This is a genomic window from Enterobacter sp. Taxon_2, from assembly GCF_058355295.1.
This window is the reverse complement of sequence record NZ_CM178024.1, coordinates 2,768,024-2,783,916: the sequence shown is the minus strand read 5'-3', so window position 1 is coordinate 2,783,916 and position 15,893 is coordinate 2,768,024. Positions and strand designations below refer to the sequence as shown.

The 15,893-nt window shown below is 51.3% G+C and carries 13 protein-coding genes; 9 read left to right on the top strand and 4 right to left on the bottom strand.

From position 1 onward, the window contains the following. The first annotated feature begins 154 nt into the window (after nt 1-154). Nucleotides 155-1,063, top strand: a complete 909-nt coding sequence (gene galU / locus AC4IC4_RS13250; protein WP_008502780.1) for a UTP--glucose-1-phosphate uridylyltransferase GalU — start codon at nt 155-157, stop codon at nt 1,061-1,063. A 202-nt stretch (nt 1,064-1,265) separates the two neighbouring features. Here galU and hns read toward each other — a convergent pair whose 3' ends face one another. Then, complete coding sequence (gene hns / locus AC4IC4_RS13245; protein WP_008502781.1) at nt 1,266-1,679, bottom strand: histone-like nucleoid-structuring protein H-NS; 414 nt, start codon at nt 1,677-1,679, stop codon at nt 1,266-1,268. Between the two features lie 550 nt (nt 1,680-2,229). Between hns and tdk the strand changes: the two genes are divergently transcribed. Next, the gene (gene tdk, locus AC4IC4_RS13240; protein ID WP_024907093.1) at nt 2,230-2,844 is read left to right on the top strand and encodes a thymidine kinase; all 615 of its coding nucleotides are present in this window, start codon (nt 2,230-2,232) and stop codon (nt 2,842-2,844) included. Nucleotides 2,845-2,909: 65 nt separating this feature from the next. On the opposite strand, the gene adhE is transcribed toward tdk, so the two are convergent. Beyond that, the gene (gene adhE / locus AC4IC4_RS13235) at nt 2,910-5,588 is read right to left on the bottom strand and encodes a bifunctional acetaldehyde-CoA/alcohol dehydrogenase (RefSeq protein ID WP_032647603.1); all 2,679 of its coding nucleotides are present in this window, start codon (nt 5,586-5,588) and stop codon (nt 2,910-2,912) included. Between the two features lie 477 nt (nt 5,589-6,065). Between adhE and AC4IC4_RS13230 the strand changes: the two genes are divergently transcribed. From AC4IC4_RS13230 to AC4IC4_RS13200, 7 genes are all read left to right on the top strand, one after another. Next, nucleotides 6,066-6,713 carry a YchE family NAAT transporter gene (locus tag AC4IC4_RS13230; protein WP_021240330.1) on the top strand — a complete coding sequence of 216 codons (648 nt, stop codon included), beginning with the start codon at nt 6,066-6,068 and terminating at the stop codon, nt 6,711-6,713. Nucleotides 6,714-7,483: 770 nt separating this feature from the next. Beyond that, the gene (oppA, locus tag AC4IC4_RS13225; protein ID WP_025756555.1) at nt 7,484-9,115 is read left to right on the top strand and encodes an oligopeptide ABC transporter substrate-binding protein OppA; all 1,632 of its coding nucleotides are present in this window, start codon (nt 7,484-7,486) and stop codon (nt 9,113-9,115) included. Nucleotides 9,116-9,199: 84 nt separating this feature from the next. Further along, nucleotides 9,200-10,120 carry an oligopeptide ABC transporter permease OppB gene (oppB, locus tag AC4IC4_RS13220; RefSeq protein WP_008502786.1) on the top strand — a complete coding sequence of 307 codons (921 nt, stop codon included), beginning with the start codon at nt 9,200-9,202 and terminating at the stop codon, nt 10,118-10,120. Nucleotides 10,121-10,132: 12 nt separating this feature from the next. Beyond that, nucleotides 10,133-11,041 (top strand): oligopeptide ABC transporter permease OppC, encoded by a 909-nt coding sequence (gene oppC, locus AC4IC4_RS13215; protein WP_008502787.1) that lies wholly within the window; start codon nt 10,133-10,135, stop codon nt 11,039-11,041. A gap of 11 nt (nt 11,042-11,052) precedes the next feature. Then, nucleotides 11,053-12,066: an ABC transporter ATP-binding protein gene (locus AC4IC4_RS13210; RefSeq protein ID WP_024907097.1), complete on the top strand. Its 1,014-nt coding sequence runs from the start codon at nt 11,053-11,055 to the stop codon at nt 12,064-12,066. Further along, nucleotides 12,063-13,067 carry a murein tripeptide/oligopeptide ABC transporter ATP-binding protein OppF gene (gene oppF / locus AC4IC4_RS13205; protein WP_024907098.1) on the top strand — a complete coding sequence of 335 codons (1,005 nt, stop codon included), beginning with the start codon at nt 12,063-12,065 and terminating at the stop codon, nt 13,065-13,067. The genes AC4IC4_RS13210 and oppF overlap by 4 nt, the downstream gene beginning before the upstream one ends. A gap of 14 nt (nt 13,068-13,081) precedes the next feature. After that, complete coding sequence (locus AC4IC4_RS13200; RefSeq protein ID WP_491471297.1) at nt 13,082-13,951, top strand: ion transporter; 870 nt, start codon at nt 13,082-13,084, stop codon at nt 13,949-13,951. A gap of 31 nt (nt 13,952-13,982) precedes the next feature. Here AC4IC4_RS13200 and AC4IC4_RS13195 read toward each other — a convergent pair whose 3' ends face one another. Both AC4IC4_RS13195 and cls read right to left on the bottom strand, forming a co-directional pair. Further along, nucleotides 13,983-14,312 (bottom strand): HI1450 family dsDNA-mimic protein, encoded by a 330-nt coding sequence (locus AC4IC4_RS13195; RefSeq protein ID WP_006810881.1) that lies wholly within the window; start codon nt 14,310-14,312, stop codon nt 13,983-13,985. A 33-nt stretch (nt 14,313-14,345) separates the two neighbouring features. Further along, complete coding sequence (cls, locus tag AC4IC4_RS13190) at nt 14,346-15,806, bottom strand: cardiolipin synthase (protein ID WP_008502791.1); 1,461 nt, start codon at nt 15,804-15,806, stop codon at nt 14,346-14,348. Between the last annotated feature and the right edge of the window lie 87 nt (nt 15,807-15,893).

Sequence of the window (15,893 nt, the reverse complement as noted above, 5' to 3'; positions counted from 1 at the left end):
GAGTGCTACTATCGCTGCCCGGTTTCATGCGTATTTATCCTAATTGATCGGCAACGCGTTCTTTTCAGACCCGGACTGCGGGGCGAGGCTGATATACTCAACGCGTTATTTATTGCATAAAAGTTCAAAACTTGAACAGCTCAGGAGAATTTGAATGGCTGCCCTAAATTCGAAAGTCAGAAAGGCCGTTATCCCGGTAGCGGGATTGGGGACCAGGATGTTACCAGCAACTAAGGCGATTCCTAAAGAGATGTTGCCTCTGGTTGATAAGCCATTAATCCAGTATGTCGTTAATGAATGCATTGCAGCCGGCATCACTGAAATTGTGCTGGTTACGCATTCATCTAAAAACTCTATCGAAAACCATTTCGATACAAGCTTTGAACTTGAAGCCATGCTGGAAAAGCGTGTTAAGCGTCAGCTGTTAGAAGAAGTTCAGTCTATTTGCCCTCCACACGTCACCATTATGCAGGTTCGTCAGGGGCTGGCTAAAGGTCTGGGTCACGCTGTTATGTGCGCGCATCCTGTTGTGGGTGATGAGCCTGTAGCGGTAATTCTGCCTGACGTTATTCTGGACGAATACGAATCCGATCTTTCTCAGGATAACCTGGCTGAAATGATCAAACGTTTCGACGAAACCGGCAGCAGCCAGATTATGGTTGAGCCTGTTGAAGATGTAACGGCATACGGTGTGGTTGACTGTAAAGGCGTTAACCTTGAGCCGGGTGAAAGTGTGCCAATGGTTGGCGTCGTAGAGAAGCCTAAAGCCGATGTAGCCCCTTCAAACCTTGCTGTTGTAGGTCGCTATGTCCTGAGTGCTGAAATCTGGCCTCTGCTGGCTAAAACGCCTCCAGGAGCGGGTGATGAGATCCAGCTGACGGATGCCATCGATATGCTGATCGAGAAAGAGACCGTTGAGGCCTACCATATGAAAGGTAAGAGCCATGACTGCGGTAATAAGCTCGGTTATATGCAGGCGTTTGTTGAATATGGTATCCGCCACAATACCCTTGGCGAAGAATTTAAAACCTGGCTCAAAGAGAGCGTAGGTATTAAGAAATAAGCCACGGTTGTAAATGTTCGAAACCGGTGAGGCGCTGCCCACCGGTTTTTTTATGTCTATACCACTCCCGAAAACCTGTCTGAAAGTACAGTCGATAAAGTTGTTAAATAATGCTTTATGACAGAGTGTAAGAGGATGTTTGGGACAAATTTAGGTTAAAAAAAATCCCGCAATATGCGGGATTTCTCTGAATGTGCCTTGATTAATCCTTGATCAGGAAGTCATCCAGCTGTTTACCTTGCTCATCCATGGCTTTCTTGATAACAGCAGGAGTACGACCCTGGCCAGTCCAGGTTTTAGTTTCGCCGTTCTCGTCAACGTAGCTATATTTAGCAGGACGAGCAGCACGCTTGGCTTTGGTACCGGTTTTAGCCGCAGCCATGCTGTTCAGCAATTCATTTGGATCGATACCATCAGCAATCAGCATTTCACGATATTGCTGCAGTTTACGAGTACGCTCTTCGATTTCAGCAGCAGCAGCGCTTTCTTCTTCGCGACGTTCATTAACTACAACTTCTAATTTTTCCAGCATTTCTTCAAGCGTTTCGAGGGTGCATTCTCTTGCCTGCGCACGAAGAGTACGGATGTTGTTCAGAATTTTAAGTGCTTCGCTCATTGTAGTAATCTCAAACTTATAATGGGGGGGGGGGTTTGTTGACCTAATAATAGAGCCATAAATTCATATGTGCAATAGCCAGGAATGTAAGGAATTCAAAAAATACTAAATCGTCTCACTATTATTAATTACGCTAACTTAAATTTCATCACCCGACAGTCTCGCTTGTTATCACATCAACCTGCTTTGTCCGGTTGATTGCCTCTTTTTTTGTGACATTTACCGCAGGAATTATAGTTGCGGCGGATAAATATCAGCCTTTTGTATTAGTTCCCCCCCGTGATGTTAAGGCTGAAATAGTTAATAAATGGTGAATTTTAATGAACGGTGATTCCACTATAAAAACAAGTGTTATGTTGGGCTTAACATATAACATATTGGCCTGGATGCATGCGTTTACTTCATGTTTTAACGGATTATTTTCGAAAACAGAAGGTTCTGAACGCCGCGCTGAACTACATCCTCTGTGCGCTGTATCGCTGATGACCTGACAAAATATGGTACAATGACTCATCGGGAATATTACACATTGATTAGGGTTTTACGGCCAATGGCACAACTGTATTTCTACTATTCGGCGATGAATGCCGGTAAATCCACCGCGCTGCTGCAATCCTCGTACAATTACCAGGAGCGCGGGATGCGTACCGTTGTTTATACGGCTGAGATTGACGATCGCTTTGGTGCAGGGAAGGTGAGCTCCAGAATAGGACTCTCGTCACCTGCCAGGCTGTTTAACCCGAAAACCGATCTGTTTGAGGACATTCGCACGGAACATGCTGAGCGGCCTATTCACTGTGTCCTGGTCGATGAAAGCCAGTTTCTGACGCGTGAACAGGTTCACGCACTTTCCGAGGTGGTTGATGAGCTTGATATCCCCGTGCTGTGCTATGGGCTTCGTACGGATTTCCGCGGTGAGCTCTTTGCCGGGAGTCAGTATTTGCTCGCCTGGTCGGATAAACTCGTCGAATTAAAAACGATCTGCTTCTGCGGTCGCAAAGCCAGTATGGTGCTTCGTCTCGACCAGGCAGGAAAACCTTATGCAGATGGTGAGCAGGTGGTTATAGGCGGTAATGAACGCTATGTATCGGTCTGTCGTAAGCATTATAAAGAAGCGCTGTCTGTAGGCTCGCTGACAGCGATTCAGCACGACAACAGAAAATAACGTTAGCTTTATTATTCAGACATAAAAAAACCCGCCATAAAGGCGGGTTTTTCATTTGCGGTCAATTAAGCGCTTTTCTTCGCTTTCTTGTCAGCTTTGATGACAGGCACTTCTGTTTTCACAGCGGCAACGTCACCTTCTTTGAACTCACGACCGTAGAAGGTATCCAGCAGAATCTGTTTCAGCTCGGAGATCAGTGGGTAGCGCGGGTTGGCACCTGTACACTGGTCATCGAATGCATCTTCAGACAGCTTATCTACATGAGCGAGGAAGTCAGCTTCCTGTACGCCCGCTTCACGGATAGATTTAGGAATACCCAGCTCAGCTTTCAGACTTTCCAGCCATGCCAGCAGTTTCTCAATCTTCGCAGCAGTACGGTCGCCCGGTGCGCTCAGACCAAGGTGGTCTGCTATTTCAGCATAACGACGACGTGCTTGCGGACGGTCGTACTGGCTGAAAGCAGTCTGCTTGGTTGGGTTGTCGTTAGCGTTATAACGAATAACGTTGCTGATCAACAGGGCGTTCGCCAGACCGTGAGGAATGTGGAACTGAGAACCCAGCTTGTGCGCCATCGAGTGGCAAACACCCAGGAAGGCGTTCGCAAACGCGATACCGGCGATGGTTGCTGCACTGTGAACGCGTTCACGTGCTACCGGGTTTTTAGACCCTTCGTTATAGGATGCTGGCAGGTTTTCCTTCAGCAGTTTCAGAGCCTGCAGAGCCTGACCGTCAGAGAACTCAGACGCCAGTACAGAAACGTAAGCTTCCAGGGCGTGAGTTACCGCATCCAGACCACCGAACGCACACAGTGACTTCGGCATATCCATGACCAGGTTCGCATCGACGATAGCCATGTCTGGGGTCAGGGCATAGTCAGCCAGTGGGTATTTCTGACCTGTCGCATCGTCCGTTACTACCGCGAATGGCGTGACTTCTGAACCGGTACCGGAAGTAGTGGTGACCGCGATCATCTTCGCTTTTACGCCCATTTTCGGGAACTTGTAGATACGTTTACGGATGTCCATAAAGCGCAGCGCCAGTTCTTCGAAGTGGGTTTCAGGATGTTCGTACATGACCCACATGATTTTCGCGGCGTCCATTGGGGAACCACCACCCAGTGCGATAATCACATCTGGTTTGAAGGAGTTGGCCAGCTCAGCACCTTTACGCACAACGCTCAGGGTAGGGTCAGCTTCAACTTCAAAGAACACTTCAGTTTCAACGCCAGCCGCTTTCAGCACAGAGGTGATCTGGTCAGCGTAGCCGTTGTTAAACAGGAAACGGTCAGTCACGATGAGCGCACGTTTGTGGCCATCAGTAATCACTTCATCCAGCGCGATTGGCAGTGAGCCACGGCGGAAGTAGATAGATTTCGGAAGTTTGTGCCACAACATGTTTTCAGCTCGCTTAGCAACGGTTTTCTTGTTGATCAGGTGTTTTGGACCAACGTTTTCAGAGATGGAGTTACCACCCCAGGAACCACAACCCAGAGTCAGGGAAGGTGCGAGTTTGAAGTTGTACAGGTCACCGATACCACCCTGAGAAGCAGGGGTGTTAATCAGAATACGGGCAGTTTTCATCATCTGACCGAAGTGAGCAACACGCTCTGGCTGGTTATCCTGGTCAGTGTACAGACAAGAGGTGTGACCGATACCACCCATGGCAACCAGTTTCTCGGCTTTTTCTACCGCGTCTTCGAAATCTTTCGCACGGTACATTGCAAGCGTTGGAGACAGTTTTTCATGTGCAAACGGCTCGCTTTCGTCGACAACTTTTACTTCACCGATCAGGATTTTAGTTGTTGCCGGAACGGTAAAGCCTGCGAGTTCAGCAATCTTGTACGCTGGCTGACCCACGATAGCGGCGTTCAGCGCGCCATTTTTCAGGATGATGTCCTGAACTGCTTTCAACTCTTTGCCCTGCAGCAGGTAGCCGCCGTGGCTGGCGAAACGTTCGCGAACGGCGTCGTACACGGAGTCAACAACAACGACAGACTGTTCAGATGCACAGATCACGCCGTTATCGAAGGTTTTAGACATCAGTACAGACGCAACGGCACGTTTGATGTCAGCGGTTTCGTCGATAACAACAGGGGTGTTACCGGCGCCCACACCGATGGCTGGTTTACCGGAGCTGTATGCCGCTTTAACCATGCCAGGACCACCGGTCGCCAGGATCAGGTTAATGTCCGGGTGATGCATCAGGGCGTTAGAGAGCTCAACGGAAGGTTGGTCGATCCAGCCGATCAGATCTTTTGGTGCGCCAGCAGCGATCGCCGCCTGCAGGACAATATCCGCAGCTTTGTTGGTCGCGTCTTTCGCACGTGGGTGTGGAGAGAAGATGATTGCGTTACGGGTCTTCAGGCTAATCAGCGATTTGAAGATAGCGGTAGACGTTGGGTTAGTGGTCGGAACAATACCGCAGATGATGCCGATAGGTTCAGCGATGGTGATAGTACCGAAGGTGTCGTCTTCGGACAGCACGCCACAGGTTTTCTCATCTTTATAGGCGTTATAGATATACTCGGAAGCGAAGTGGTTTTTAATCACTTTATCTTCCACGATACCCATGCCGGATTCGGCAACGGCCATTTTAGCGAGAGGGATTCGAGCATCTGCAGCAGCCAGTGCGGCCGCGCGGAAGATTTTATCAACCTGTTCTTGGGTGAAATTGGCATATTCACGCTGGGCTTTTTTAACGCGCTCGACGAGGGCGTTCAGTTCAGCGATATTAGTAACAGCCATAATGCTCTCCTGATAATGTTTAAACTCTTTTAGTAAACCAGCGCTCGATACGTCACACAGTATAGACAGAGCCGATACGACTTGCGTAACACAAAGTAAAACAAAGAGTTACTTTCTGCGTCAGCACACTAATTTACTAAAAGAGCCTTACCTTGGCATCATCCCTTTTGTCAGGTGACCTCCCTGGGGGTGTAACCAAGATTACTCACTTCTGAGTACGGAAATCATGATCTGTGTCAATTTTCCCCCAAGCTGATACCTTTCAGCAGGGTTATTTCGTGCTGATTTTTCCAGTGTTAAATAATTACGTAAGTATTGGAAGCAGCGCTATCATTGATTATACATATGTTTAACATCCTGAAATGATAACGTTTTGGTACAGATTTCAAGTGAAGTATGCAGATAAAAAGGGTATCTTCAGCGCGATTTCTCATGACTAATTGTCAGTCCCGGGCATGTGCATAAGCGGAGCAAAACGTGATCCAAACGCTCTTTGATTTTCCAACGTATTTTAAATTTTTTATTGGTTTGTTTGCCCTGGTCAACCCGGTGGGGATCATTCCTGTCTTCATTAGTATGACGAGTTACCAGACGGCGGCGGCCAGGAACAAGACCAACCTGACCGCTAACCTGTCAGTGGCGATCATATTGCTCACCTCTCTTTTTCTGGGTGACGCCATTCTCCAGCTCTTCGGGATTTCGATCGACTCTTTCCGCATTGCGGGTGGGATCCTGGTGGTGACCATCGCCATGTCCATGATCAGCGGTAAGCTGGGCGAGGATAAGCAGAATAAACAAGAGAAGTCAGAAACCGCTATCCGCGAAAGCATTGGCGTAGTGCCGCTGGCCTTACCGCTGATGGCCGGTCCTGGTGCCATCAGTTCAACCATTGTCTGGGGGACGCGCTATCATAGCCTGATGCACCTGATTGGTTTTTCAGTGGCGATTGCCATTTTCGCGCTCTGCTGTTGGGGCGTGTTCCGCATGGCACCCTGGCTGGTGCGCTTGCTGGGTCAGACGGGCATTAACGTCATAACGCGTATCATGGGCCTGCTGTTGATGGCGTTAGGGATTGAATTTATCGTTACGGGTATAAAAAGCATTTTCCCCGGTTTGCTGCACTGATATTGCATATGAAAGAACGGAGCCACGGCTCCGTTTTTTTACGTCATTATCAGTAAATCCTATAACTAAAGTTGAAATGCTCACATATCATAATAAATTCTACTAATAATGTTCATTGCTTGTATTTCAACAAGTTATTAATTCCCCTCAAACCCGCCTGCGCAGAAAATCTTCGATCGCTCTGTTATTTTACTCACATGATACTCTGGGGCTTGCTGAGAGATAACCGAAATGATATTAGTAATTTCAACATTCCCCTAGATGAATGTGCTAAATAATAACCAGTTGTTAAATTTTTGTACAAAGTCACTCGATGATAGCGCAGCGACGCGCTTGGAGAGAGAATTTTCTCTATCCTTTTGAATGTCATGTTGTTTTTCTGATGCTCAATGTCCGGCAGGGCTGCCCTCAACGATGCGGTACTCACCGTAAAAGAGAATTGCTTAACAAATTTGCAAAATGTATTGGCGCACGTTTACGCCATTTGATACTTTCCGGCCTAATATTTTGCAGCATAAAACAAGCAGATGAGAATTATTTTCATATGGTTCTCTTCTCAGATATCCAACGCAGGTCTCAAACAGGGTGGCCTGTAAAGAATCGACGCAAGACGGCCATACGAGCGGTCAGTAATAAAAAAGTCGGTGATAGCAAGCAGTAAAAAGAAGAACCTGACAGCAGCAAAAAAAACTCCTGCGCTGTACAGGCCCCAACAGGGGATTACACAGCTGGCGAAGGCCAGTCATTATAATGAGTGGAGTACCAACACAATGTCCATCATCACAAAAAAAAATCTGGTAGCGGCGGGGATTTTAACTGCGCTAATCGCGGGCAACGCTGCAATGGCTGCGGACGTTCCTGCAGGTGTTCAACTGGCTGAGAAACAGACGCTGGTGCGTAACAACGGTGCGGAAGTTCAGTCTCTTGACCCGCACAAAATTGAAGGTGTTCCTGAGTCTAACGTTAACCGCGACCTGTTCGAAGGCCTGCTGGTGACAGACGTAGATGGCCACCCGGCACCGGGTGTAGCCGAAAAATGGGAAAACAAAGATTTCAAAGTCTGGACCTTCCATCTGCGTAAAGATGCGAAATGGTCCGATGGTACACCGGTCACGGCCGAAGATTTCGTTTATAGCTGGCAGCGTCTGGCGAACCCAACAACCGCCTCTCCGTATGCGAGCTACCTGCAATATGGCCACATCGCCAATATTGATGACATCATCGCGGGTAAAAAACCTGTTACCGACCTGGGCGTAAAAGCGATCGATGCGAATACCTTTGAAGTGACGTTGAGCGAACCTGTTCCGTACTTCTATAAGCTGCTGGTTCACCCGTCCGTCTCCCCGGTACCAAAATCCGCCGTGGAAAAATTTGGTGAAAAATGGACGCAGCCTGCCAATATCGTGACCAACGGTGCCTATAAGCTGAAAGACTGGGTGGTCAACGAGCGTATGGTGCTTGAGCGTAACCCGCAATACTGGGACAACGCGAAAACCGTCATTAATCAGGTGACCTACCTGCCAATTTCGTCTGAAGTGACTGACGTTAACCGCTACCGCAGCGGTGAAATCGACATGACCTATAACAACATGCCGATTGAATTGTTCCAGAAACTGAAAAAAGAGATCCCTAAAGAAGTTCACGTCGACCCGTATCTGTGCACCTACTACTATGAAATCAACAACCAGAAAGCACCGTTCACCGACGTACGCGTTCGTACTGCGCTGAAGCTGGCTCTGGATCGCGATATCATCGTAAACAAAGTGAAAAACCAGGGCGATCTGCCGGCATACAGCTATACCCCTCCATACACCGATGGTGCAAAACTGACCGAGCCAGACTGGTTCAAACAGACTCAGGAACAGCGTAACGCAGAAGCGAAGAAACTGCTGGCCGAAGCGGGCTATACCGCAGATAAGCCGCTGACCTTCAGCCTGCTGTACAACACCTCCGATCTGCACAAAAAACTGGCTATCGCCGTCGCTTCGATCTGGAAGAAAAACCTGGGCGCGAACGTGAAGCTGGAGAACCAGGAGTGGAAAACCTTCCTCGACAGCCGTCATCAGGGCACCTTTGACGTGGCGCGTGCTGGCTGGTGTGCGGACTATAACGAACCGACCTCTTTCCTGAACACCATGCTGAGCGACAGCTCGAACAACACCGCGCACTATAAGAGCCCGGCGTTCGACAAGCTGATCGCCGACACGCTGAAAACCACTGACGAAGCACAGCGTACAGAACTGTACTCTAAGGCCGAGCAGCAGCTGGATAAAGATTCCGCGATCGTTCCGGTTTACTACTACGTTAACGCCCGTCTGGTGAAACCGTGGGTAGGTGGATATACCGGTAAAGACCCGATGGATAATATCTACGTTAAAAACTTGTATATTATCAAGCATTAATGGCAATGAGTGGGGCGGGCGTGCTCGCCCCACGGTGTCTAACCAACGTCACATAATATAGGCACACGCCAGAAGGTACGGGCAATGTTGAAATTTATCCTACGTCGCTGTCTTGAAGCGATTCCAACGCTATTTATTCTCATCACGATTTCCTTCTTCATGATGCGCCTTGCGCCGGGAAGTCCATTTACCGGTGAGCGTACGCTGCCGCCAGAAGTCATGGCGAATATCGAAGCGAAATACCACTTAAACGATCCCATCTCCACCCAGTACTTCAATTATCTGAAGCAGCTGGCTCACGGTGATTTTGGACCGTCATTTAAATATAAAGACTATTCCGTTAACGACCTTGTGGCGTCCAGCTTCCCGGTTTCGGCTAAGTTGGGGGCTGCGGCATTCATTCTGGCCATCGTTTTCGGGGTCACCGCAGGCGTTATCGCCGCGCTCAGACAAAATACCAAATGGGATTATGCCGTAATGGGGGTGGCAATGACCGGGGTAGTGATACCCAGCTTCGTTGTCGCGCCATTACTGGTGATGATATTTGCCATCACGCTGAAGTGGCTGCCGGGTGGCGGCTGGAACGGCGGGGCATTGAAGTTCATGATTTTGCCTATGGTGGCATTATCTCTGGCGTACATCGCCAGTATCGCGCGTATTACTCGTGGTTCAATGATCGAAGTGCTGCACTCAAACTTCATTCGTACCGCGCGCGCTAAAGGGTTGCCGATGCGTCGGATTATCTTCCGCCACGCGCTTAAACCGGCGCTGTTGCCCGTGCTTTCCTACATGGGACCGGCATTCGTCGGGATCATCACCGGCTCGATGGTTATCGAAACCATCTACGGCCTGCCGGGCATTGGTCAGCTGTTCGTTAACGGCGCGCTTAACCGCGACTATTCGCTGGTACTGAGCCTGACCATTCTCGTCGGTGCGCTGACCATTCTCTTTAACGCAATCGTCGATGTTCTGTACGCCGTCATCGACCCGAAAATCCGTTACTAACTGGAGCACGCCATGATGTTGAGTAAGAAAAACAGCGAGGCGCTGGAAAACTTCAGTGAAAAACTGGAAGTAGAAGGTCGTAGCCTCTGGCAGGACGCGCGCCGTCGCTTTATGCACAACCGCGCGGCGGTGGCGAGTCTGGTGGTTCTGGTGATCATCGCGCTGTTTGTGACCCTGGCGCCGATGCTGTCGCAATTTACCTATTTCGACACCGACTGGGGCATGATGTCCAGCGCGCCGGATATGGAGTCTGGCCACTATTTCGGCACGGACTCTTCCGGACGCGATCTGCTGGTGCGTGTTGCTATCGGGGGGCGTATCTCGCTGATGGTCGGGATTGCTGCCGCGCTGGTGGCGGTGATCGTCGGGACGCTCTACGGCTCACTGTCCGGCTACCTTGGCGGCAAAGTGGACTCGGTGATGATGCGTCTGCTGGAAATCCTGAACTCCTTCCCGTTTATGTTCTTCGTCATCCTGCTGGTGACCTTCTTTGGTCAGAATATCCTGTTGATCTTCGTGGCCATCGGGATGGTGTCATGGCTGGATATGGCGCGTATTGTTCGCGGCCAGACGCTGAGTCTCAAACGCAAAGAGTTTATCGAAGCCGCGCAGGTCGGCGGTGTCTCTACCGGGAATATCGTAGTTCGCCATATCGTTCCTAACGTGCTGGGCGTGGTAGTGGTTTATGCCTCACTGCTGGTGCCAAGCATGATCCTGTTTGAATCCTTCCTGAGCTTCCTCGGTCTGGGTACGCAAGAGCCGCTGAGCAGCTGGGGCGCGCTGCTGAGTGACGGTGCAAACTCAATGGAAGTGTCACCGTGGCTGCTGTTATACCCGGCGGGTTTCCTGGTCGTTACCCTGTTTTGTTTTAACTTTATCGGCGATGGCCTGCGTGATGCCCTCGACCCGAAAGACCGTTAAGGAGCGCCGTCATGACAATGATTGAAACGGCAACCGCGCCACAGGCGCAGCAGCGGAGCGACCTTCTGCTGGACGTAAAAGATCTTCGCGTCACCTTTAAGACCCCGGACGGAGATGTGACCGCCGTGAACGATCTCAACTTCAACCTGCGCGCGGGCGAAACGCTCGGCATCGTGGGTGAATCCGGATCCGGGAAGTCCCAGACCGCCTTTGCACTAATGGGCCTGCTGGCCGCTAACGGTGTGATTGGCGGTTCCGCGAAATTCAACGGTCGCGAAATCCTCAACCTGCCGGAGCACGAGTTGAACAAGCTGCGCGCCGAGCAGATCTCGATGATTTTCCAGGATCCGATGACCTCGCTGAACCCGTACATGCGCGTTGGTGAGCAGTTGATGGAAGTCCTGATGCTGCACAAAGGCCTGGGTAAAGCCGAAGCCTTTGAAGAGTCTGTCAAAATGCTCGATGCGGTGAAAATGCCGGAGGCGCGCAAGCGCATGCGCATGTTCCCGCACGAGTTCTCTGGCGGTATGCGTCAGCGCGTGATGATTGCGATGGCGCTGCTGTGTCGGCCAAAACTGCTGATTGCCGACGAACCGACCACCGCGCTGGACGTTACCGTTCAGGCACAAATCATGACCCTGCTGAACGAGCTGAAGCGTGAGTTCAACACGGCGATTATCATGATCACCCACGACCTGGGCGTGGTGGCGGGCATCTGTGACAAAGTGCTGGTGATGTATGCCGGTCGTACCATGGAATACGGCAAAGCGCGTGATGTGTTCTATCAGCCTGCTCATCCTTACTCGATTGGCCTGCTGAATGCGGTGCCACGTCTTGATGCGGAAGGGGAATCCCTGCTCACCATTCCGGGCAACCCGCCAAACCTGCTGCGCCTGCCGAAAGGCTGTCCGTTCCAGCCGCGCTGTCCGCACGCGATGGAAATCTGCAACAGCGCTCCGCCGCTGGAAGAGTTTGCACCAGGCCGTCTGCGCGCCTGCTTTAAGCCGCAGGAGGAGCTGGTATGAACGCATTAGATGAAAAACGCAATGTGCTGCTCGAGATTGCTGACCTTAAGGTGCATTTCGACATCAAAGACGGCAAACAGTGGTTCTGGCAGCCGTCGAAGACCCTGAAAGCGGTGGACGGCGTCACGCTGCGCCTGTATGAAGGGGAAACCCTGGGCGTGGTGGGCGAGTCCGGCTGCGGTAAATCGACCTTTGCGCGCGCCATTATCGGTTTGGTAAAAGCCACCGACGGCAAAGTGGCCTGGCTGGGTAAAGATCTGCTGGGCATGAAACCCGACGAGTGGCGCGAGGTGCGCAGCGATATCCAGATGATTTTCCAGGATCCGCTGGCGTCACTTAATCCGCGTATGACCATCGGTGAGATTATTGCCGAGCCGCTGCGGACTTATCATCCAAAGATGTCCCGTCAGGAAGTGCGCGATCGCGTTAAGGCGATGATGCTGAAAGTCGGGCTGTTGCCTAACCTCATCAACCGCTATCCGCACGAGTTCTCAGGCGGTCAGTGTCAGCGTATTGGTATTGCGCGCGCCCTGATCCTCGAACCGAAGCTGATTATCTGTGATGAGCCGGTTTCCGCGCTCGACGTGTCCATTCAGGCGCAGGTGGTTAACCTGCTGCAGAAGCTGCAGCGCGAAATGGGGCTGTCGCTGATCTTCATCGCGCATGACCTGGCCGTGGTGAAACACATTTCCGACCGCGTGCTGGTGATGTACCTGGGTCACGCCGTGGAGCTGGGCACCTATGACGAGGTGTACCACAATCCATTGCACCCATACACCAGAGCGCTGATGTCCGCGGTACCGATCCCCGATCCCGATCTGGAAAAGAATAAGACTATCCAGCTTCTGGAAGGGGAATTACCCTCACCCATTAACCCGCCGTCGGGCTGCGTCTTCCGCACGCGCTGCCCAATGGCCGGGCCGGAATGTGCAAAAACGCGACCGGTTCTCGAAGGCAGTTTCCGACATGCGGTTTCCTGCCTGAAAGTTGACCCGTTATAATCGCAAGGGCTGACATGATGTCAGCCCTTATTTTTTGCGAGGTTACTGTGTCGCGTTTATTCACGTCAGCCCGTCGGCGGCTTTATCATGTTTTATTCGATCCTGAAACGGTATCTGGACGACGATTCGAAGGTCTTTGCGGTTTATTTGCGCTTCTTAGCGTGGTGGTCATCTTTATTGAATCGGGCGCCGGGACGCAATACCACCTGACGTTTGACGAATGGCATGTCTTTGTCTGGCTTGAGCTGGCGATTACCCTGGTTTTTACCGCTGAATATCTGCTCAGAGTAATTGCGTGGCCCAACCCGGCCCGATATGTTTTCAGCTTCTGGGGATTTATTGATTTAGCCACTATTCTGCCGCTCTACGTCATGTGGCTGTGGCCGGAAATCAGCCTGAGTTATGTCTTTACCTGGCGGGCGATGCGCGTAATTCGGGTATTACGTATTCTGAAATTACTGCGTTTTATGCCCTCACTGCGCGTGTTCTGGAGCGCAATTGTCAGCGCGCGACATCAGCTTATTCTCTTCTACTCGTTTATTGCCATCGTCATGATCGTTTTTGGCGCGCTGATGTATCTGATAGAGGGGCCGAAATATGGTTTCACGACGCTCAATGCGTCCGTTTATTGGGCGATAGTAACCGTGACGACCGTGGGGTACGGTGATATCACGCCCCATACGCCGCTGGGCCGCATTGTGGCCTCAGTGCTGATTTTGATTGGCTATTCGGTCATTGCTATTCCGACCGGGCTTATTACCACGCACATGAGCAGCGCATTTCAGAGCCGCAAGCAGCAGCGCAAATGTCCGGCATGTCACCAGGGTGACCATGACCTTAACGCGCGGTTTTGTCACCGCTGCGGCAGTGAATTGCCGGAGTAAATAAAAAAGGCTGCAATCGCAGCCTTTTTTATTATTCGCGCCAGAGGATATGGCACAGCTTGTGGTCTTTCTCTCGACACAGCAGGACACGGGCGAAAATATCGTTAATCTCGCCACCGTCTTCATCGGCCAGCCCTATGACCACTTCGGCAAAGAAGTCAGGATTCAGATCGAAATCCACATGCTCAGCCCAGTCTTCTGAAGGGTCGAACAATTCAGCGCCGCCGCGCTCTTCGAACTGCAGATTAAAGAGGATCACGTCTGCGGGATCGAGGTTATCAACCGCCAGTTCGAGAAAAATGTCATAGGCCTGCTCGAGCGTTTCGTCTTCGGTCAGGCGATTGTTCAGATCCATTTCCATGATGACTACCTGTTTAACATCGTTGGGCACGTTTTACAGCAACGGACTAAAGAAGTAAAACAGTCGTTCGGCAATTCTCTGCCACAGTGGACGTTTTACCCACAGTCTGGCATCCAGCAGCCGCGAGCGGGAGATATAATCATCCTGCACCGCGGCGAGATCGCCACCAAAGCCGGCATCATCAATAACCAGCGTGATTTCAAAGTTGAGCCACAGGCTGCGCATATCCAGGTTGACCGTTCCCACCAGGCTTAACTCGCCGTCGACAAGCACGCTTTTGGTGTGGAGCAATCCACCTTCGAACTGGTAGATCTTCACCCCTGCGGCCAGCAGTTCGCTAAAGAAGGCCCGGCTGGCCCAGCCCACCAGAAGGGAGTCATTTTTGCGCGGCAATATAATGCTCACATCGACGCCGCGCTGCGCCGCGGTACAGATCGCGTGCAGGAGGTCATCGCTGGGAACAAAGTAGGGCGTCGTCATGATCAGGTATTCACGCGCCGAGTACGTTGCCGTCAGCAGCGCCTGATGAATCAAATCCTCCGGGAAGCCCGGCCCGGAAGCAATGGTATGAATGGTGTGACCGCTGGCCTCTTCAAACGGCATAATATTGCCGTCCGGCGGTGGCGGCAGAATGCGTTTGCCGGTTTCTATCTCCCAGTCGCAGGAGTAAACGATGCCCATCGAGGTGGCAATCGGCCCCTCCATTCGCGCCATCAAATCCACCCACTGGCCCACGCCCGAGTCCTGCTTGAAGAAGCGCGGATCAACCATGTTCATGCTGCCGGTGTAGGCAATATAGTTATCGATCATGATCATTTTACGATGCTGGCGGAGATCCATCCGGCGCAGAAACACGCGCAGGAGATTGACCTTCAGCGCCTCGACCACCTCGATCCCAGCATTACGCATCATGCCCGCCCAGGGGCTACGGAAAAATGCCACGCTGCCTGCGGAGTCAAGCATCAGACGGCAGTGAATGCCGCGTCGCGCCGCGGCCATCAGCGATTCAGCGACCTGGTCAGCCATCCCGCCGGGCTGCCAGATATAAAAAACCATCTCGATATTATGACGCGCCAGCTGGATATCGCGGATTAATGCCTGCATGACGTCGTCGGACGAGGTCAGCAGCTGGAGCTGATTGCCCTTAACGCCACCAATCCCCTGACGGCGCTCGCACAGCTTAAACAGTGATGATGCGACGCTACTGTTCTCCTCGGCAAAGATATGTTTGCAGGCTTTAAGGTCGTTCAGCCACTTTGCGGTGGAGGGCCACATGGCACGGGCCCGCTCTGCGCGGCGTTTACCCAGATGAAGCTCACCGAAAGAGAGATAGGCAATAATTCCCACCAGCGGGAGGATGTAGATTATCAGAAGCCAGGCCATGGCAGAGGGAACGGCTCTGCGCTTCATCAGGATGCGTAATGTCACACCTGCGATTAACAGCCAGTATCCCAAAATGACCAGCCAACTCACCACGGTGTAGAAGGTTGTCATAGGTAAAAAAATCCTTTTGAAAGCGTATTGTTATGAGTGTACGCATCAGGATTCATCTGGCAAATAAAAACGCCAGGTAAAAGCGCT

Excerpts from the sequence above, each read along its gene's own strand:
- tdk (WP_024907093.1), top strand. The coding sequence starts at position 2,230 with ATGGCACAACTGTATTTCTACTATTCGGCGATGAATGCCGGTAAATCC.
- AC4IC4_RS13210 (WP_024907097.1), top strand. The coding sequence starts at position 11,053 with ATGACAATGATTGAAACGGCAACCGCGCCACAGGCGCAGCAGCGGAGC.
- cls (WP_008502791.1), bottom strand. The coding sequence starts at position 15,806 with ATGACAACCTTCTACACCGTGGTGAGTTGGCTGGTCATTTTGGGATAC.
- oppA (WP_025756555.1), top strand. The coding sequence starts at position 7,484 with ATGTCCATCATCACAAAAAAAAATCTGGTAGCGGCGGGGATTTTAACT.
- hns (WP_008502781.1), bottom strand. The coding sequence starts at position 1,679 with ATGAGCGAAGCACTTAAAATTCTGAACAACATCCGTACTCTTCGTGCG.
- oppB (WP_008502786.1), top strand. The coding sequence starts at position 9,200 with ATGTTGAAATTTATCCTACGTCGCTGTCTTGAAGCGATTCCAACGCTA.
- galU (WP_008502780.1), top strand. The coding sequence starts at position 155 with ATGGCTGCCCTAAATTCGAAAGTCAGAAAGGCCGTTATCCCGGTAGCG.
- oppF (WP_024907098.1), top strand. The coding sequence starts at position 12,063 with ATGAACGCATTAGATGAAAAACGCAATGTGCTGCTCGAGATTGCTGAC.
- oppC (WP_008502787.1), top strand. The coding sequence starts at position 10,133 with ATGATGTTGAGTAAGAAAAACAGCGAGGCGCTGGAAAACTTCAGTGAA.
- AC4IC4_RS13195 (WP_006810881.1), bottom strand. The coding sequence starts at position 14,312 with ATGGAAATGGATCTGAACAATCGCCTGACCGAAGACGAAACGCTCGAG.
- adhE (WP_032647603.1), bottom strand. The coding sequence starts at position 5,588 with ATGGCTGTTACTAATATCGCTGAACTGAACGCCCTCGTCGAGCGCGTT.
- AC4IC4_RS13200 (WP_491471297.1), top strand. The coding sequence starts at position 13,082 with ATGATGTCAGCCCTTATTTTTTGCGAGGTTACTGTGTCGCGTTTATTC.